Source organism: Polyangium sp. y55x31, assembly GCF_029946505.1.
GTDB lineage: Bacteria > Myxococcota_A > Polyangia > Polyangiales > Polyangiaceae > Polyangium.
The window spans coordinates 491075-508494 of the sequence record NZ_JARZHG010000003.1; the positions used below are offsets into that span (position 1 = coordinate 491075).

Annotated in this window: 17 protein-coding genes; 9 read left to right on the top strand and 8 right to left on the bottom strand. The window is 70.2% G+C overall.

The genetic code is table 11. From position 1 onward, the window contains the following. Positions 1–12 precede the first annotated feature (12 nt). Together QHF84_RS08250 and QHF84_RS08255 are read right to left on the bottom strand one after the other, a co-directional pair. On the bottom strand, positions 13–681 hold the full coding sequence (locus QHF84_RS08250) for a TIGR00266 family protein (RefSeq protein WP_281312643.1): 669 nt from the start codon (positions 679–681) through the stop codon (positions 13–15). A gap of 34 nt (positions 682–715) precedes the next feature. Beyond that, a complete protein-coding gene (locus QHF84_RS08255; protein ID WP_281312644.1) occupies positions 716–1411 on the bottom strand; it encodes a TIGR00266 family protein in 696 nt (231 codons plus the stop codon). 180 nt (positions 1412–1591) lie between these two features. Here QHF84_RS08255 and QHF84_RS08260 point away from each other — a divergent pair, with 180 nt between their 5' ends. Next, entirely contained in the window at positions 1592–2329 is a 738-nt protein-coding gene (locus tag QHF84_RS08260) for a M48 family metallopeptidase (protein WP_281312645.1), read from the top strand. A 3-nt stretch (positions 2330–2332) separates the two neighbouring features. Here the strand turns inward: QHF84_RS08260 and QHF84_RS08265 are convergent, their stop codons facing one another. The 3 genes from QHF84_RS08265 to QHF84_RS08275 are packed head-to-tail and all read right to left on the bottom strand — an operon-like array spanning position 2333 to position 5826. After that, positions 2333–2857 (bottom strand): hypothetical protein, encoded by a 525-nt coding sequence (locus QHF84_RS08265; protein WP_281312646.1) that lies wholly within the window; start codon positions 2855–2857, stop codon positions 2333–2335. A gap of 56 nt (positions 2858–2913) precedes the next feature. Continuing rightward, positions 2914–4680 carry an AarF/UbiB family protein gene (locus QHF84_RS08270; RefSeq protein ID WP_281312647.1) on the bottom strand — a complete coding sequence of 589 codons (1767 nt, stop codon included), beginning with the start codon at positions 4678–4680 and terminating at the stop codon, positions 2914–2916. Between the two features lie 9 nt (positions 4681–4689). Beyond that, complete coding sequence (locus QHF84_RS08275) at positions 4690–5826, bottom strand: serine hydrolase domain-containing protein (RefSeq protein WP_281312648.1); 1137 nt, start codon at positions 5824–5826, stop codon at positions 4690–4692. Between the two features lie 129 nt (positions 5827–5955). On the opposite strand from QHF84_RS08275, the gene QHF84_RS08280 reads away from it, so the two are divergent. Together QHF84_RS08280 and QHF84_RS08285 are read left to right on the top strand one after the other, a co-directional pair. Further along, positions 5956–7176 carry a type II secretion system F family protein gene (locus QHF84_RS08280; RefSeq protein WP_281312649.1) on the top strand — a complete coding sequence of 407 codons (1221 nt, stop codon included), beginning with the start codon at positions 5956–5958 and terminating at the stop codon, positions 7174–7176. Next, complete coding sequence (locus QHF84_RS08285) at positions 7176–8483, top strand: ATP-binding protein (protein ID WP_281312650.1); 1308 nt, start codon at positions 7176–7178, stop codon at positions 8481–8483. The genes QHF84_RS08280 and QHF84_RS08285 overlap by 1 nt, the downstream gene beginning before the upstream one ends. Before the next feature lie 4 nt (positions 8484–8487). Here the strand turns inward: QHF84_RS08285 and QHF84_RS08290 are convergent, their stop codons facing one another. Continuing rightward, positions 8488–8739, bottom strand: coding sequence for a hypothetical protein (locus tag QHF84_RS08290; protein ID WP_281312651.1), 252 nt, complete (start codon positions 8737–8739; stop codon positions 8488–8490). A gap of 198 nt (positions 8740–8937) precedes the next feature. Here QHF84_RS08290 and QHF84_RS08295 point away from each other — a divergent pair, with 198 nt between their 5' ends. From QHF84_RS08295 to QHF84_RS08305, 3 genes are all read left to right on the top strand, one after another. Continuing rightward, positions 8938–9534, top strand: a complete 597-nt coding sequence (locus tag QHF84_RS08295; protein ID WP_281312652.1) for an ABC transporter substrate-binding protein — start codon at positions 8938–8940, stop codon at positions 9532–9534. A gap of 132 nt (positions 9535–9666) precedes the next feature. Further along, positions 9667–12012 (top strand): hypothetical protein, encoded by a 2346-nt coding sequence (locus QHF84_RS08300; RefSeq protein ID WP_281312653.1) that lies wholly within the window; start codon positions 9667–9669, stop codon positions 12010–12012. An 88-nt stretch (positions 12013–12100) separates the two neighbouring features. Beyond that, entirely contained in the window at positions 12101–13336 is a 1236-nt protein-coding gene (locus QHF84_RS08305; RefSeq protein ID WP_281312654.1) for an aspartate kinase, read from the top strand. 9 nt (positions 13337–13345) lie between these two features. Here QHF84_RS08305 and QHF84_RS08310 read toward each other — a convergent pair whose 3' ends face one another. After that, positions 13346–14887, bottom strand: a complete 1542-nt coding sequence (locus QHF84_RS08310; RefSeq protein ID WP_281312655.1) for a hypothetical protein — start codon at positions 14885–14887, stop codon at positions 13346–13348. 290 nt (positions 14888–15177) lie between these two features. On the opposite strand from QHF84_RS08310, the gene QHF84_RS08315 reads away from it, so the two are divergent. The 3 genes from QHF84_RS08315 to QHF84_RS08325 are packed head-to-tail and all read left to right on the top strand — an operon-like array spanning position 15178 to position 16584. Further along, the gene (locus QHF84_RS08315; protein WP_281312656.1) at positions 15178–15402 is read left to right on the top strand and encodes a DUF4911 domain-containing protein; all 225 of its coding nucleotides are present in this window, start codon (positions 15178–15180) and stop codon (positions 15400–15402) included. Continuing rightward, positions 15399–16043, top strand: coding sequence for a hypothetical protein (locus tag QHF84_RS08320; RefSeq protein ID WP_281312657.1), 645 nt, complete (start codon positions 15399–15401; stop codon positions 16041–16043). Before QHF84_RS08315 ends, QHF84_RS08320 begins: the two co-directional genes overlap by 4 nt. Further along, entirely contained in the window at positions 16030–16584 is a 555-nt protein-coding gene (locus QHF84_RS08325) for a TlpA family protein disulfide reductase (protein ID WP_281312658.1), read from the top strand. Before QHF84_RS08320 ends, QHF84_RS08325 begins: the two co-directional genes overlap by 14 nt. Here QHF84_RS08325 and QHF84_RS08330 read toward each other — a convergent pair. Further along, positions 16581–17405: a PhnD/SsuA/transferrin family substrate-binding protein gene (locus QHF84_RS08330; RefSeq protein ID WP_281312659.1), complete on the bottom strand. Its 825-nt coding sequence runs from the start codon at positions 17403–17405 to the stop codon at positions 16581–16583. The genes QHF84_RS08325 and QHF84_RS08330 overlap by 4 nt on opposite strands. Positions 17406–17420: the final 15 nt, after the last annotated feature.

Consider the following 17420-nt stretch of genomic DNA (forward strand, 5'->3'; position numbering starts at 1 on the left):
GTTAGGACCTCTTCACTGCTCGCGCGGTGGCAAGAGAGCGCCGATCGTCGAGCCGTACTCGGCGGCGTTGCGGGACTGCAGGTACACGGTGCCCTGTCCCTCGAAGTGGCAAACGAGGCCCTCGCCCGAGAGGAACGAGGCGATCCAGCCGGATCCGCTCTTGCCGACCTTGTAGGTGAGCGTCGACTCCCACGCGGCGAGGTGCCCCGTGTCGATCACCATGCTGCCATCGACCTGCACCTGTTCGAGCGCGCCGAACGTGCCGATGATGACCTGGCCCATGCCCGACGTTTCGAGCAGGAAGAGGCCCGCACCCGAGAACATGCCCTTGAAGCCGCCGCTGCGCGTCTTCACGTCGACCGAGGGGCTCGATGCGACGTAGGCGCTGTTCTGGATGCACCACTGCTTGTGGCCGGCTTCGAGCACCGCCATGTCGCCGCAGAGCGGCGTGGCGAAGAGGACCTCGCCCTGGCCGCCTTGCGCGGTGAAGGTGTTGCGGAAGAACGACTCGCCGCCGAAGAGCCGCTTGAGGCCCTTCATGAAGCCGCCGGACTGCGTCTGCATCTGGACGTTGGTCGACATGCCGACCATCGCCCCGCTCTCGGCGACCACGGACTCGCCGTTCTGCAGCCAGCACTGCGCGAGCGACTGGGACGGGCGGTAAAGAAGGTTCACTTGCATCGCTGTTCGTCCTTGTCTCCGTTTGCCCCTCGCCTCACGGCGGCAACATCGGCGTGAGCCAGTCGACGAGCGCGCTCGTGTTGCGCGACTGGATGAGGATTTTGCCCTGGCCTTGGAACTCGCAAACGATGCCCTCGCCCGAGGCCATGAAGCCGAGGAGGCCGCCGCCGCCGCTCTTGATCTTGAAGTTGAGCGACGAGTCGAAGCCCACGATGTGGCCGTTGTCGACGATGTAGCTGCCGTTGCAGTAGATCTCGTCGATCGCGCCGTAGCTCGTCACGAAGACCTTGCCGTTCCCGGAGGCCTCGATGAAGAACGCGCCCTCCTTCGCGAGCAGTGCGCGCAGGCCGCCCCAGCGCATCTTCAGGTCGATGTCGCCCGAGCTCGCGAGGAACGCGCCGGCGCTGAAGATCATGGAGTTGCCGGCGAGCTCGATGGCCTTGATCCCGCCCGAGAGCGCGGGCGCGAGCCACACCCAGCCGCCTTGCGGGCCGGAGAAGTGGTTCACGAAGAAGGTTTCACCACCAACGATCTTGCGGATGATCGCGATGAAGAAGGCCTTCATCTTGCCGAAGAAACCGGCGTTTTTCCCCGCGTTGAGCTTGACCTCCATCGTGAGGCTGCTCGAGCGGGCCACCATGGACCCTGCCTCCGCGATGATCGTCTCGCCCGGAGCGAGGCTCACCTGGAGCATCGAGAACGTCGGCTCGTACTTGACGATGTGTTGCATCCGAATCCTTCCCCTTCGTTCGGGAGGAGTTCTTTCGGCCGGGACGGCGTGCGTTTCGACGCGCTCCCCCCACGGGCGGCCGAGAAGCGGCCAGGGTATAACGGAGACATGTCGGGAGCGGAAGCGGGAAGTGGGCAAGGTGCGTCCGGTACGGGTTTCGGGCACAGCCCGAAGCGCTTGGTGGCCGAGCTAGGGATCTTGCTCCTCGCCATCGTCGGCCTGATCTTCGCCGCACGTGGATGCGCAGGATGCGCGTCCACGGCCATCGTCGCGGCGATCCCGCCCGACGCCGACGCGGCCATCGGAAAGACCGCAGGCGAAGCGATGCGCGCGCAGCACGGGCTCTCCGGCACGCCGACCGAGGAGCAGAAGGCGCGCGTCGATCGGATCTTCGAGGAGCTGCGATCGAGCCTCACGGACGAGGAAAGGCGGATCCTCGTGGCGCCGCGGATCACGGTGCTGAAGGACGATCAGGTGAACGCATTCGCGCTCCCCGGCGGCGAGGTCTTCGTGCTGACGGGGCTCCTCGATCGGTCGAAGGACGACGACGAGGAGCTACGCGGCGTGCTCGCGCACGAGATCGGGCACGCCGTGAAGCGACACGGGGTGCGATCCCTCGTGCGAAACGCGCTGTTCGGGCTGACGATCGCGTTCGTCGTGGGCGACCTGAACGACATCACGGCCACGGTGATCGCAGGCGCCTCGGAGCTCGACACGCTGAGCTACAGCCGCTCGATGGAGGAAGAGGCCGACGCGTTCGGGGTCGATCTGCTCGCCCGCGCGAAGAAGAGCCCCGAGGGGCTCGCGCGGTTCCTCGAGAGCCTCGAATCCGCGCCCGTGCCGGAGTTCCTTTCGACGCACCCGGACAGCGCCGAGCGCGCGAAGGCGATTCGCGAGCGGATGCGCGCCGGAAAGTGAACGTCAAACGCGGCCGTTGCGCGAGGCGCTGCTGACCGCGGGGACGAGCGTGTCGCCTTCGACGCGGCCGAAGACGTCGAGCACCGTGCGGCCTTCGGCGTCGCGGCCGGGGCGCTCGCGGGTGTAACGCGAAGGCGCGGCCGCGAGGATCACGCCGAGCTCGGCGGCGACGTCGTGGAGCGGCCCCGCGAGCTCGTCGTCGATCGCGCGGCCGCGCGCCTCGTGCGAGGTGCCCGGCGGGACGCGGACGGCGACCGAGCCGACGACGCGCGTGCCCTCCGCGACGATCGCGTGCTCCTTGCCGGTTTTTTCGAACAAGCGGAGCGCGGCGTCGGCGTCCTTCAAAGCCTCGCGCGCGTCGACGACCATGGCCTTGCGGCGCCGGAGCTCGGATTTGCGATCCGGCGAATCGTCGCCGAGCCGCGCGATCTTCTCGGCGAGTTTGTCGTGTTCTGCCTTCAGCCGCTCGACCTCGGCTTCCGCTGCCTTCCGGGCGGCCTCGAGCCTGTCCCGCACCTCGCTGCTCATGAGCGAACGTTGACGTTCGTCCTGGGCCACCGTCAACGGGGGAAAGCGAAATCTCCCTACTTCGCCCGCGCGAACAGGATGCTGCCGAGGAGGAGGACGCCCGCGCCCGCGGCGCCGTAGAGGCAATAGCGGGCGAGGTGCGCCTGGCCGGCGAGGTGGAGCTGCAAGGCGGCGAAGCCCGAGGCGATGCCGATCGCCGTGTAGATGAGCTGCCGGATCCCGGTGTAGACGAGCCGCGCCGCGCTCGGCAGGCCTTTGACGCGGAGCTCGAACTCGCCGCGGTTCGCGCGGCTCAGGTACTTGCGGAGGTCCTCGGGGATCGTGATGGCCTTGAGGGCCATGTCCTTCGCCGCCTCGACCGCGATCTGCGCCCAGTCGCGGTTGCCGAGCACGAAGTCCTGCAAGTACGGCCGGATGACCTCCATCGGCGAGAGCTCGGGATCGAGCTGCGTGCAGAGCCCCGTGAGCAGGAGGATCGTGCGCTCGAGCAGGACCCAGTCGCGCGGGATGTGGAAGGCGCCCGAGAGCTCCTTCAGCCCGATGTTCATCTTGCGCAGATCGACGAGGCTCTCGATGCCCTTCTGCGGGTCGAGCTTGATGTCCTTGAGGTTGAAGGTGTCGATCTTCACCTCGTCCTGGAAGCGCTGGTGGAAGAACTCGATGACCTTCTCGCTCACGTCGGGCGAGTCCGTGCGCGAGAGGAAGCCCATCTTGCGCATGGCCTTGATGAGCTGATCGGTGTCGCGGCGGATCACGCCCTCCAAGAACTCGGGGATGCCCTCGCGCATCTGCGGCGAGAGCTCCGCGACGGCGCCGAAATCGAGGAGGATGAGCGCGCCGTCGTCGGCGACGAGCATGTTCCCGGGGTGCGGATCGGCGTGATAGACGCCGTCGATGAAGATCTGCTGGCAGAAGACCTGGACGACCTTGCGGGCGAGGGCCTTGCGGTCGATGCCGCGCGCGTCGAGCGCGGCGATGTCGCCGATCTTCACGCCGGGCACGAAGTCCGTGGTCATCACGCGGCTCGTGCAGTAGCCCTCGACCGGGCGCGGGAAGCGCACCGTGGGATCGCGGAGGAAGTTGTCGGCGATGCGCGTGATGTTCCGCGCCTCGCTCTGGAAATCGAGCTCCTCCAGGATCATCGAGCGGACCTGGTGGTAGTAGGCGTCCAGGCCCTGCACGGGGACGAAGATGCTGACGATCTGCATGATGCGGCGGATCGTGGTGAGATCGAGCCGCACGATCTCGTCGATGTCGCGGTGCTGCACCTTCACCGCGACATGCGTGCCGTTCTTGAGCCACGCCTCGTGCACCTGGCCGAGCGATGCGCTCGCGAGCGGCTCCTCGCAGAAGCGTTCGAAGAGCTCGCCCATGGGCTTGCCGAGCTCGCGCTCGATGCGCTCTTCGATCTCGCGGTACGGCCGCGGCGGGACCTGATCCTGCAGCGCTTCCAGGCCCGAGCGGAACTGCGCGGGCAGGAAGTTCGCCATGATGCTGAGGAGCTGCCCGACCTTGATGAACAGGCCCTGGAGCTCGACGATCGTGGAGAGCACGCGGCGCGCGTTGCGCCCGTGCACGTCGGCCATGCGCGCGTCGAGCCACGCCTGGCCGAACCAGCGCCCGAGGAAGAAAAACCAGAGGTAGCTGCCGAGGACGACGAAGGTCGCGTAGTACGCGCGGATGAAGCGGTAGCTTTGCCGTCCCTTCGGCCGGATGCCACGCGGCCCGGCGCCACGCTTCGTGGGCTTCGAAGGCGCCTTCGCCGCGGGCGCGACGATGCTCGCGCGCGGCTGTTCCTGGAGGGACGGGGCACCTTGCGACACGCGGCGAGCTTATCCCGCGGCTTGCGAGGCCTCCACCATCGCGTCGAACATGGCGTCGTAGGCGGCCGGCCGGGCGCGCCGGATGGCGAGCGCGGTGCGCGTCGGGTGGACCCGGTTCGTGAGCAAAACGCCGACGAAACCCGCGTCCGGATCGATCCAGAGGCTCGTGCCCGTGAAGCCGAGGTGGCCGAAGGTCCGCGGCCCGAGCCGCGCGCCGGAGCTCGGATCGTCGCCGCTGCGCTGATCGAAGCCCGCGAGGAGCGAGCCGCCCGGGCGAGGACGGATGAGCGGCGCGAGATCGTCGGGATCGAGGAAGTCGCGGCGATCGCCGGAGAGCGTTTCGAGCAAGGCGATCCCGAGCCGCGCGACCGAGCGCGCATCCCCGAAGAGCCCGGCGTGCCCTGCGGACGCATGCCCCACGAGCGCCCAAGCGTTCTCGTCGTGCACGACGCCCCGCACGAGGCCGTCGCGAAACGGGACGATTTCCGTCGGCGCGACACGCGCATCGAACGAAGGATTTTTTCCGCGCAGGACGCGCGCAGATCCGATTTCGAGATCCAGCGCTCCCGTGACTTCGCGCGTCACGAGCGCGTCGAGATCGAGCCCGCTCCGCTGCGCGAGTGCCACGCCGAGCAGCACGTATCCGAGGTCACTGTAAACCGGCGGAAATCCTTCGGGCGGCGGATCACCCGTGCAGTCTTCGCGGCGCGCTTCAGCGGCCATGACGAGCGCGGCTTCGACGTCGATGGGCTCGCCGCGCACGAGCGGCCCGTAGAGCGATCCGTGCGCGTCGAGGCCCGCGCGATGGGCCGAGAGGAGGTCGAGCGAGACGCGCGCGGAGCGCGTCTTTGCGAGCGCAGGCACGAGATCCGCGAGCGACTCCGCGCGAGCAAGCAAACCCTGGCGAGCGAGCCGGGCCATCACGAGCGCGGTGAGCGGCTTCGTGACCGAGGCCAGATCGAAGGGCGTATCGAGATCGGCGCGCTCTGCGCCTTCCTCGAAGGAGAGCACGCCTGCTGCGCCTGCGCCGTAGCTCCAGCCCGCGCTCGTTCGCTTCGCGGCTGCGACCACGGCGCACGGCGCGGCGTGGTGATCTTCGACGACGAGGCGCGCGGCGGCCGTGAGGTCGATGGCGGGGGTCTTCACGCCGGTGAGGATCGGGCCCGAGGGGTGGGGGGTGTCAACGATCCCGCGGTTCGATCAAACGTGCCGCGTCTTTGACCCCGAGCGCGCTCGCCCCTTATCCTGGTAAGCCGGGGAGTCGAGCAAGAAACCATGGCCGAGTTTGCATGGGAGGCCCGTGCCAGGACCGGAGAGGTCCGCAAGGGCGTGATGGATGCGGAGAACGAGGCCGCCGTGCAGACGCGCCTGCGCGGGTTGCAGCTCAACCCGACGAAGATCACGCAGAAGCGAAAAGGGCTCGATCTCAAGAACGTCTCGATCGGCTCCGGCGTCAGCTCGCAGGACCTCGTCAAGTTCACGCGCCAGTTCGCGACGATGATCGACGCGGGCCTGCCGCTCGTGCAGTGCCTCGACATCCTCTCGAACCAGGAGCCGAATCCGCGCTTTCAGGTCGCGCTGCGCGACATCAAGAACAGCGTCGAGCAGGGCGCGACGTTCAGCGACTCGTTGCGCCGGCACCCGAAGATCTTCGACGAGCTCTTCGTGAACCTCGTTCAAGCCGGCGAGGTGGGCGGCATCCTCGACACGATCATGAACCGCCTCGCGGGTTACATCGAGAAGCGCGCGAAGCTCGCGCGGCAAGTGCGCGGCGCGATGGCGTACCCGACGGCCGTCATCATCATCATGATCGTGGTCATCGTCGTGCTGATGACCTTCGTGATCCCGGCCTTCGAGGGCATGTTCGCCGAGTTCGGCGCGAAGGACGCGCTGCCGGGCCTCACGAAGGCGGTCATCGCGACCTCGCGCGCGTTCGTCAGCGCCTTGCCCTTCACGATCGTCGGCTCCATCGGCCTCGTGTTCGGCGCGCTCCGGTTCTACAAGAACCCGAAGGGCAAACGCTTCGTCCACCGGCTCATGTTGAAGGTGCCGATCTTCGGGCCCGTGATGCAGAAGATCGCGGTCGCGCGGTTCACGCGGACGCTCGGCACCTTGCTCGGCTCGGGCGTGCCGATCCTCGACGCGCTCGACATCGTGGCGAAGACCGCGGGCAACGTGATCATCGAGGAGGGCCTCGTCTACGCGCGGGCCAAGATCTCCGAGGGCAGGAACATGGCCGAGCCACTCGAGGAGATCAAAGTCTTCCCCGGCATGGTCGTGCAGATGGTGGCCGTCGGCGAGCAGACCGGCGCGCTCGATACGATGCTGAACAAGATCGCCGACTTCTACGAGGAAGAGGTCGACGTCGCGGTCTCGGCGTTGACCTCGCTGCTCGAGCCTCTGCTCATGGTCGTCGTCGGCGCGGTCGTCGGGGTGGTGCTCATCTCGATGTACCTCCCGATCTTCAGCCTCGCAGGCAACATCAAGGGCGAGTGATGCGGCTCGGCCTCCGCGACGGCGCCGAGAGCTCGTTCGCGGTCCGCTTCGCGTGGCTGACGGGGCTGCGCCTGATCGTCCTCACGATCGTGCTCGTCGTGATGACCACGATCTACCTCGGCGGCATCGGCACGCGCGCGGATTCGAGCCGGATCGCGATGCTCACGTTCGCGGTCGCGTTCGCCCTGACGGGCGTCTACGCCGCGGTGCTGCGGCTCGGAAAAGGTTTGCCGCTGCTCGCGTACGGGCAGATGCTCGTCGATCAGGTCGCGTGGTCGATGATCGTCTACGTCTCCGGCGGCGCGACGAGCGGCGCGACCTCGCTCTACGGCTTCACGTGTCTTTGCGGCGCGATCCTGCTCGGCCTGCGCGGCGCGCTCATCGGCCTCATCGCAGGGGCCTCGTCGTACGCGCTCATCTGCATGCTGCTCGTGCAGGGCTACCTGAAGCCGCCGCCGGATCAGCCGCTCGAAGCGTATGCGACGGACTGGTCGGAGGTCGCGTTCCCGCTCGTCTTGAACCTGCTCGCCATGAGCGTGGTCGCGCTGCTCGGCAGTTACCTGGCCGAGCGCCTGCGCGTCACGGGCGGGCGGCTCGAGGTGGCGACGGCGCGCGCCGAGCAAGCCGAGCGGCTCGCGGCGCTCGGCCGACTCGCGGCGGGGCTCGCGCACGAGATCCGCAATCCGCTCGGATCGATCGTGGCCTCGATCGAGCTCTTGCGGACGGGTGGAACGCTCGGCCCGGAGGATGAAGCGCTCTGCGCGATCATCGAGCGGGAGACGACGCGCCTGAACGAGCTCGTGACCGACATGCTCGATGTCTCGCGCCCGCGCGCGCCCTCGAAGGCGCCGATGGATCTCGCCGCGACCGCGCGCGACGTCGTGGTGCTGGCCGGCAAATCGGGCCGCGGACGCGACGTCCCCTTGCGCTTCGTGGGGCCGAATTCGCTCGAGATCGAGGCCGACATGGCGCAGATGCGGCAGGTCGTGTGGAACCTCCTGCGTAACGCCATCCAGGCGAGCTCCGCGGGCACGGAGGTGGTCGTGCGTATCGAGGCGGGTGCAGGCGGCGCGGTCGCGCTCGCGGTGGAGGACCGGGGCGTGGGGATCCCGCCGGAGGCGCGCGAGCGGCTCTTCGACGCGTTCTTCACGACGCGATCGCAGGGCATGGGCATCGGTCTCGCCGTGGTGAAGCGGATCCTCGACGACCACGGTTTTTCGATCGAGGTCGAGAGCGAGCCGGGGAAGGGCACGACGTTTCGCGTGCGGATTCCGGCGTCGAAGGAGCTCGCGCTCGCGACGAGCTGAGCGATCAAGGCGACTCGAAGGGCGCGACCGGCGGATCGATCTTCAGCGAGGCGTCCGGGAGCAGCACGATGGACGCGGCGTCGAGGAGCAGGAGCGGCTCGTGCGGGCCGGCGTCGGCCGGCTCGGCGGCTCCATGGGCGCGGGGCGCGGGCGGCGCCTCCGGAGGCCCGAACCCGCGCGACGCGAGCCAGCCGAGGCCGAAGAAGCCGATCGCGCCGGCGAGGGCCGCTGCGAAGAGGATCGGGCGGCGCTTCATGGCCCGATGGTGCCCCGCGAGCGACAGGGGCGCCACGCGTGTCGTGGCCGGCTGTTCACAGGTGCCTGCGCAGAGGTTTGGAATCGGCTAGATCCGGCTTGTGGCACGGAAGGTGAATAAACGGGGGGCATGGACGTCTGCCTGCAGTTCCGCGGCGCCCGGGCGGCGAGAGGCGGTGGAGGCAGGAGGAGCTGGAACGTGAAACGAACGAACTTTGTCGGCGCGTTGGTCTTGTCGTTCGCCGTGACGCTCGCGGGCGCCGCGGGCCTCGCGCATGCGGGAGCGGCGACGGACGTGGTGAAGGCCAAGCAGACGGCCTTGTTCGATCTCCTCAAGAAGCCCTCGAACGACGCGAAGGTCAGCGCGATGTTCGACGAGCTGCTCGACTATCAGGCGCTCGCCGAGGCCTCGCTCGGCTCGGAGTGGGCGGCCCGGACGGACGCCGAAAAGGCCGAGTTCAGCGGGCTCTTGAAGCAGCTCGTCCGCAAGTCGTACGAGCGAAACCTCAAGAAGACGCTCGATTTCAACATCGAGTACACGGCCGAAGAGAAGAAGGGCGACGCGATCGTGGTGAAGACGCGCGCCGTGTCCAGGAAGGACGCGCGCAGCGAGCCGGTCGAGATCGCTTACGTGATGTCCGAGAAAAACGGCACCTGGCGGGTGAAGGACATCATCACGGACGACGTGAGCCTGGTGTCGAGCTACCGCTCCCAGTTCACCAAGATCGTCAAGAAAGACGGCTTCCCGGCGCTCATCAAGAAGATGAAGGACAAGATCGCGAAGGGCGACGTCTGAAGCAGGTTTCGACCCCATGAACGCGCGGCCCTCGGGCGAACGAGCCCGGGGGCCGTTTGCCTTTCGAAGGTCGAAGGTCCTTTCCATTCGGAAATTCGCGGCGCGGCGCGGCTCTTTGGTAGGCTAGGGCGCGTGGCTTTTGGTGTCGGGCCGGGAGGGCGTGTGCGCCCCTTCGGACGCGCTGAGCCGCTCCGCGTCCCCACGACGACGGGGAGCAGCGGCGCGGAGGCGAAGCCTCGCCCGACGGATCGGCCGATCCTGCTGCTCTCGGTGCAGCGCGGGACGCTATCGATCGAGCTCGATGCGCCGTTCGTTGTAGGGCCGCTCGTCGTGGACGAGCTCGCGATCGCGCTGCCGAGCGTGCGTTTCCCGGTGGATCTCACGGGCGGCGTGACGCGGTTCCGGCATCGACGCGGCGTGCTCGGGCGGCTCGCCGTGTCGGCGAGGACCGAGGATCTCGCGGCGTTCGTGGCTCCGCGCGCGAGAGGCGTGCTCGGGGAAGGGACGCCCGAGATCGGGATCGTCGCGACGGAGCTGGGGCTCCGCGTGGGGATGCGGCTCGGGCGCGCGGCACTCGCGTTCGACGTGGTGATCGCGCCGAACGAGCGAGACGTGCGTCTCGTGCCCGAGCGCGCGCGCGGCGTGGGCCTCGGCGCGCCGCCGCATGTGCTCGCGTTGCGTGCGCTCGCCGAGGTTTGTCGGCCGTTCGGGCGCCTCGCAGGCAGCGCGGTGATCCTGCCCGACGCCGTGGCTTCGCTCGTGCGGCACGTGATGCCGGCGGCCGGCGCGCGCGCGCCGTCGGTGCACGGCGCGCGGTGGGAAGCGCCGGCGGCGGAGGAGGGGAGTTTGTCCCTGCGCGCGGATGCCACCGCGTCGCCGCCTGCGCTCGCGGCCGCGGCGATCCGCGCGATCGAGCAAGCCGAGCTGACGGCGGAGGCGGATGCGATCGCGGCCGCGGGCGATCTCGAAGAGGCGCGCCGGCGGTATCTGCTCGCGCTGGAGCGCGCGCCGCGGCACCCCGAGATCTCCTCGCGGATCGCCTGGATCGACGTCGCCGAGGGTGAGCGAGCCGAGGCCGCGCTCTCGACGCTGGTCGACGCGATCCCAGCGATCGACGCGGGCCTGCTCGGCGGCGCTCTGCTCGCGGCGATCGGCGACGAAGGCGGGGCGATCGCAGCCTACGCGCGCGCCGCGCACGCCGAGGCGTTCGGGCCGCTCGCGGCGCTCGTGTGGCTCGAGGTCGCGCGGATCTCGTCGGAGCTCGCTACGCGGCTCGATGCACTGGATCAAGCCGTCGTGCGCTCGCCGAGCCTGGAGGATGCACGCTGGGCGCGGATCGAAGCGCGGCTCGATGTCGGAGACGCGCAGGGCGCGCGGGCCGACGCCGAGCACCTCGAAGCTGCGGCCCGCGGGCCCGAGGCGCGGCATCGCATCTGGAGCCGCGCGGCCGATGCGTTCCTGTCGCGCAGCTACGTGGCCGAGGCGCGTGTGCTGTTCGAGCGGGCGCTTCGGTATGCGCCCGACAGCCCGGAAGCAGCGCTCGGGCTCGCGCTGTCGCTCCGCGCCGCGGGGGAGGGCCGGCGCGCTCTCGATCTGCTCGCGCGCGCCGCGTCGCTCGCCGCGCGTGCGGGGCGCACGTTGCCTTCGGTCGAGATCGAGCTCGCGCGTGCGCTCGTCGAGTACGCCTCCGATCGTCCCGCTGCGATCGCGCGGGTCCGTGCGATCCCGCCGGGGCTCTTGCAGACCGCGGAGGCGCGCGCGCTCGAAGGTCGATGGCGCGCCGAGCTCGGGGATCTCGCGGGCGCCTCGCTCGCGCTCGCGCGGCTGCGCGAAGCGGCAGAAGCGGTTTCTCCGGACGATCCCGATCGCGCCGCGGCCGTGGCGGCGATGCTCGTCGAAGCTGCCGACATCGAGGAGAACGCGCGTGGTGATCTGCGCGCCGCGCAGCGCCACCTGAGCGTCGCGATCCGGCTGCGCCCGCGCGATCGCCAGATCGGCGCCGCCTTCCGTCGCATCGCGACCGAGCTCGGCCGTGTCGCGCCCGCGCCTCCGCTCCAGGCCGCACCCCCGCCTGCTCCGATCGAGGAGATCACGCCGTCGGATCGTGCGCCTTCCTTCACGCCTCCCGCGCCCACGGTGGAGTCCGTTCGTCCGCTCGACGAAGGGCCCATGGTCGACGAGGACGACGGCGAGAACGACGAGATCCTCGTCGAGCGCCTCACCGACAAGCTCCGCGCGAACCCACACGATCACGAGGTCGCGCTCCATCTCGCCGACGCGCTCGCGCGTCTCGGCCGCGATCTCGAGCTCTTCGCGCTTCTCTCGGCGCGTATCGAGGAGGGCGGCGAGGACGTCCGGCGCGAGCTCTGGCCGCGCAGGCGCGCGGTGCTCGAGCGGCTCGCAGAGACGGCGCGGGCCGAGGGCCGGCCCTCCGAGGCGGAGCTTTACGAAATGATGGCGGCGAGCGAGGAGGACTAGCCTCGCCGCGTGTTTGCCCCTTCCACGGCGGTCGTGCTAGCGGTCGACGAAGGCGCGCTCGCGCGCCCTCTTCTCCCCGAGGTACCTCGTGCAAGGCAGTGAGTCGAACGGAAGGCGGCGTCCGATCATCGTCCAGAAGTACGGCGGCTCCTCGGTGGCCGACGTCGAGAAGCTCGGGCGGGTGGCCGATCGTGTGGTCGCCGCAAAGCGCGCGGGCAACGACGTCGTCGTCGTCGTGAGCGCGATGGGCAAGACGACCGACGGCCTGCTCTCGCTCGCGCGGCAGGTCGCGAGCCAGGCCGGAGGCGCCGCCGATCCGCCGCGCCGCGAGCTCGACATGCTCCTCTCCACCGGCGAGCGCGTCTCCATGGCGCTGCTCTCGATCGCGATCCAGGCGCGTGGCGAGGCCGCGATCTCGTTCACCGGCTCGCAGTCCGGCATCCTCACGAACGACCGACACTTCGACGCGCGCATCATCGAGGTCCGGCCGCACCGCATCGAGGACGAGCTCGCGCGCGGGCAGATCGTGATCATCGCCGGCTACCAGGGCATGAGCTATCGGCGCGAGATCACGACGCTCGGCCGCGGCGGCTCCGACACCACGGCCGTCGCGCTCGCCGCCGCGCTCGAAGCCGAGCGATGCGAGATCTACAGCGACGTCGACGGGGTCTACTCGGCCGATCCGCGTGTCGTGCCCGACGCGCAGCACCTGCCCGAGCTCGATCACGCCATGCTGCAGGAGATGGCCGAGTGCGGCGCGAAGGTCGTCTGCGCGCAGGCCGTCGAGTGGGCACGCCGCGCGAACATCGCGATCTACGCGCGCTCGACGTTCGACGCGGAGGAAGAGGGCAGCCGCCAGACCGTGGTGCGCAAGTTCGGCCCGCGTGAGGATCTCCGCGCCCGCGCCGTCGTCGGCGAAGGCAACGTCGCGCTCGGGAGCCTGCCCGACGTGGCGAGGCTCGACGATCTGCTCCGCGTCGCCGGCGAGGCCAAGGTGCCCTTGAAGGACCTCGCGGTGAACGAGCGCGGCGCGAGCTTCGTGGTCTCGCTGCTCAACGTGCCCGACTGGCGCGGCGCGAAGCAGCGGCTCACGGGGGCCTTGCCGTCGCTCGCGCTCGTGGAGGACGTCGCCGTCGTCAGCGTCGTCGGTGATGGCCTGGCCGCGACGACCGAGCCTCTCGCGCGTTTCCTCGCCGCGCTCCGCGCTGTCTCCGCGACCCCGAGCGCCCTCACCGCGACGCCGCTCCGGCTCAGCGCCGTCGTCCCGGCGAGCGCCCTCGCCGAGGCGCAGCGCGCCCTGCACCGCGCCTTCGTCGAAAGCTGATCCCCGCTGTCAGTGCGGCCGCGCCAGGCCGAGCGCGACGAGCCCGAGGCGGCTCGCGATCCAGACGAGCTCGCGCGAGCCGTCCCACGCGATCGACGCCTCGCCGAGGCCCGTCCCGTCCTGCCCGCGTAGCTCCGCGACGCGCGACACGTCGCCGTCTTCGCCCACGCGCACCACGTACGACGTCGCGTCGCCCGGGGGCGCCATCAGCGCGTAGAGCGGCGCATCCTCCTCGTCGCCCGCGAAGCACGCCCCGATCACGTCGTGCAGATCGACCGACTCGAACGAATGCGCGCCGTCGTTCGACAGGAGCAGCCCGCGTGGCGACACGATCGCCACGCGCTTCCCCGCCGCCGCGACCGCGAGGCCCGGCCTCGGAGCCCCCACGGCGAGCTCGGCCGCCGCGCCTTCGAGTGGCGCCCTCTGCCAGGCCTCGTCGTCGCCGCGCAGCCTCTCGATCGCCGCGCCTTCGGGCCGCGTCGCCAGCACCACGAGCGTCCCGCCCGCCGCTTTGATCGCCCGCACTCCGCCTTCCCGCGCGAGCACCGGTTTCCCTTCGCGGCCCGTCATCGACCAGAGCGAGCCCTCGTGCAGGATCCAGATCCGCCCCGGCGTCGCCGCGAGCTCCACGGGGCCCTTCTCCGATCGGAACCCTGCGACCGGCGCCGCAGACGCGCATCCATCGCGGCTCACGAGCAGCCCGCCGCGCGACAGCGCCACCACCGTCACCTCGTCCGTCGCGACGACCGCCGTGCTCGGCGTATCGAGTCCCGTCTGCCGCGCCGCGTGCGCGCCCTCGTCCACCGCGAGCACCACGTCCCCCGCGGCGAGCACGCGCCCTCCGCACACCGTCACCGCGGTGCATGGCACGGGTGCGCCGGCGCCTTCGAGCACCACGAACCGGCTCGGCGCCCACGGCGGCACTTTTCCGCGCGCCGCCTCTTCGAGCAGCTCGTCCGCGAGCGCCTCGTCGTCCACCTCGTCGTTCGCGCTCTCGTCGAGCTCGGGCAGCGCCGACTCGTCGACGTCGTCCTCCGCGTTCTCGCCCGTCCCTTCCGCGCCGCCGTCGTCCTGGGTCGCGTCGAGCTCCAGATCCGCCGCGTCGTCGTCGCCGAACGCGCCCTCCTCCCGATCCTCGCCGAGCGCGCTCTCCTCGCTATCGAGCGTGGCCAGATCCTCGTCGAGCGATCCCACGTCGACGCCATCCTCGGCGTCGTCCCCGGAGCCCGCATCCGCGTCGTCCTCGACGTCGAGCCCCACATCGAGATCCTGAGCGTTCGCGTCGTCGAGCGGATCTCCGCCGTCATCGCGCAGATCCGGCAGAGCATCGTCAAACCTGTCGTCCTCCGCGTCGTCGTCTCCGGCGTCCGGGTCCGTGTCGAGCGGCGGCAGGTCCATGTCGTCGTCCTCTTCCTCGGTTTTCCGCGGTGCGCGGGCCGGGGCCCCGAACGCGAGCGCGCGCCCGGGTTCGTCCTCCCTCCCGGGCTCCCGATCCCGGCTCTGCGGAGCGCAAGCAACTTCGGCGACCCGATCGTCTTTCCCGTACGACATGGCGGCACGAATCTAGCGCCTTTGCCCCGACGAGCACGGCGCGAGCGCTCCTTCCTCGGCTGGAAAGGCCGTCCGGACATGGCACGCGTGGAGGGTCGTACCCGTGCTGGATCCCGGCGTCGGGCAGTGCTTACCTGTTCCGTCCCATGCCCCCGTCCGACACGGCGCATCACTCCGATCGCGCCTGCACGCCTCACGCCGACCAAGCGCCTTCCGCCGCGCGAAGCCCTGGCCACGGAGGTCCTGCACGGAGGCGACGCGCGCTCCCGATCCCCGAAGCCTCGGCGGGCATGCTCGTGCGTCGCGTCGACGTTCGTCCCGCGGATGTCGTTTTTCTCAAGGGCATCCTCGAAGCGAGCGAGGGCCTCGGCACGATCTTCGCCGAGCGAGGCGGCGAGCTCTTCGTCGCCGCGCCGCCCGATCGCGAAAAAGAGCTCGTCGAGCTGCTCGACGACCTCGCGCGGGAGATCGACGCCCGCGTCCATCCCGCGGCCTCTGCCGGGAGTGATCGATGAACGAGCCCCAGGAGCCCGGAAACCCCGAGCCGCGTATCCTCGCCGCCTGGCGCGAGTGGCTCGGCGCGCTCGCCAACGACGCCGACGCCGCCCTCGCCGCGGCCGACGTCTACGCCGGTCTCGCGCCCGAAGCCCGCGACGCCTGGCTCGACGCGCTCGCCGAGGACGCGCCTGGTTTGTCCGTTCCCCTCGTCGCCCTCTACGCCCCGCTCCTCGCCGTCGAGGCCGATCCCGAGCGCCGCGCGCGCATGGAGGCGGCCATCATCCTCGGCGACACCGCGGCGTGGCGCGGCCGGCCCATCCGCGCCCTCTCGGGCATGGCGCGCGGCGGCGCGCGTGTCGTCGCGCTCGTCCAGCCCGTCTACCTCCGCTTCGTCCGTGTCCTCTGGTGCCGCTACCTGCCCGATGAAGGCTTCTTCTGGGCCCGACACGACTGCCTTCTCAGCGAGGGCGACGCCCCGCGCAGCGGCGCCGTCGTCGACGGCGTCTTGCTCGAGACCACGCCGCTCACCCCGGTCGTCGAGGAGCTCGCGCATGCGATCCTCGCCCATCGCCGTCGCGGCCGCGAGCTGCCCGCGTCGCTGCGCGAGTTCGCCGACCTCTTCGACGCCGACTTCGAGGCGATCGATGATCCGCGTTAGACGCGCCTTGCTCCTCGCCTTCCTCGCGGCCCCGGTCGCGTGCTCGTCCACGCCTCCGCCCGACGCGCCCACGCAGCCGCTCGTGCGTGGCCCGCGGATCGTCTTCTCGTACGAGACGCTCGACGGCGGCGCCTTGTCGACGGAGACCGTCGCGGGACGCTACACCGTGATCGGGTTCGTCGCGACGTACGACGACTCGTCCCACGCGCAGGCCCGCTTCCTCTCGACCCTCGTCAGGCGACACGTCCCGCGCATCAACGCCGGCCTCGTCGTCCTCGAACCGCCGCACCACAAGCTGCTCGTCGAGGCCTTCGCGAAGGTCGTCGATCCGCCGTATCCGGTCGCCATGGCCGACGACGCCACGATCGCGGGCGCCGGGCCTTTCCAGGGCCTCCACCACGTCCCGAGCGTCGTCATCCTCGATCCCCAGGGCCGTGAGGTCTTCCGCAACTTCGGCCTCGCGAATGCCGACGCCCTCGACGCGGCCCTGCGCGCCCTCGAACAAGGCAAGACGCCGCAGACGCAGACGATCGCGCGTTAGCCCTCGGACTCCTGCTTGGCGATGAGCTTCGCCAGCGGATCCAGGTGCTCGCTCAGCGCCACGACGAACCCCTCCGCGCCGAAGAGCGCCTGCGCGGCCCGACCGAGCTCGCTGTCTCCGCTGCCCACGAGCGCCCGCTGCACCTTGCGCATCGTCGCCACCGGCACGCGCACGCTCGCGGCCATCACGTCCGACGGGATCGGTCCCGCGCACGTGATCACGTGCACGTCCGCCTTGCCCCATCCGGCCCGCACGATGCGCTCGCCGCGCGGATGGCTCGGGTCCGGCTCCACGTGCACGAACGTCGCGCCCACGTCCGCGTCGCCCCGCAGCACCGCGCGCGCCACCTCGCCGTGCGAGCCGAAGAAGAGGTTCTCGCGGAAGGCGCGATCGAGGTCCACGCCGATCGAGCGCAGGTGCGCCCGGAGCACGATGTACCCGGCGGCGCTCTGCCGATCGACCCACGCCGCGCGTAGCCCCTGGAGATCGCCGATCTCGCGCAGCGTCGAGTTCGTCGGCGCGTAGAGCGCCGTCATGTATGACGACGCCCCGTTCCGCACGGGCAGCACGATCGGCATGACGCGCGCGCGGCTCGTCGCGCGCATCGCCACGAGCGGCGGTAACCAGCCGAGATCGACCTCGCCGGTCTCCAGGGCTTCGAGCAGTGTGTTGTAGTTCCAGCCTCCGAGGCCGTGCACCTCGAAGCCCGTCGCCTCCGACAGCGCTTTGCAGAACGCGGCGAGCGACGCGCGTGACCCCTCCGGATCCGACGTGAGCACGACGCCCACGGCGAGGGTCGTCTTCTCTTCTCCCGGAACCATGCCCCACGGTCGCAG

Coding starts and splice junctions, on each gene's coding strand:
- QHF84_RS08250 (WP_281312643.1), bottom strand. CDS start 681: ATGCAAGTGAACCTTCTTTACCGCCCGTCCCAGTCGCTCGCGCAGTGC.
- QHF84_RS08255 (WP_281312644.1), bottom strand. CDS start 1,411: ATGCAACACATCGTCAAGTACGAGCCGACGTTCTCGATGCTCCAGGTG.
- QHF84_RS08265 (WP_281312646.1), bottom strand. CDS start 2,857: ATGAGCAGCGAGGTGCGGGACAGGCTCGAGGCCGCCCGGAAGGCAGCG.
- QHF84_RS08280 (WP_281312649.1), top strand. CDS start 5,956: ATGGCCGAGTTTGCATGGGAGGCCCGTGCCAGGACCGGAGAGGTCCGC.
- QHF84_RS08285 (WP_281312650.1), top strand. CDS start 7,176: ATGCGGCTCGGCCTCCGCGACGGCGCCGAGAGCTCGTTCGCGGTCCGC.
- QHF84_RS08290 (WP_281312651.1), bottom strand. CDS start 8,739: ATGAAGCGCCGCCCGATCCTCTTCGCAGCGGCCCTCGCCGGCGCGATC.
- QHF84_RS08310 (WP_281312655.1), bottom strand. CDS start 14,887: ATGTCGTACGGGAAAGACGATCGGGTCGCCGAAGTTGCTTGCGCTCCG.
- QHF84_RS08315 (WP_281312656.1), top strand. CDS start 15,178: ATGCTCGTGCGTCGCGTCGACGTTCGTCCCGCGGATGTCGTTTTTCTC.
- QHF84_RS08320 (WP_281312657.1), top strand. CDS start 15,399: ATGAACGAGCCCCAGGAGCCCGGAAACCCCGAGCCGCGTATCCTCGCC.
- QHF84_RS08325 (WP_281312658.1), top strand. CDS start 16,030: ATGATCCGCGTTAGACGCGCCTTGCTCCTCGCCTTCCTCGCGGCCCCG.
- QHF84_RS08330 (WP_281312659.1), bottom strand. CDS start 17,405: ATGGTTCCGGGAGAAGAGAAGACGACCCTCGCCGTGGGCGTCGTGCTC.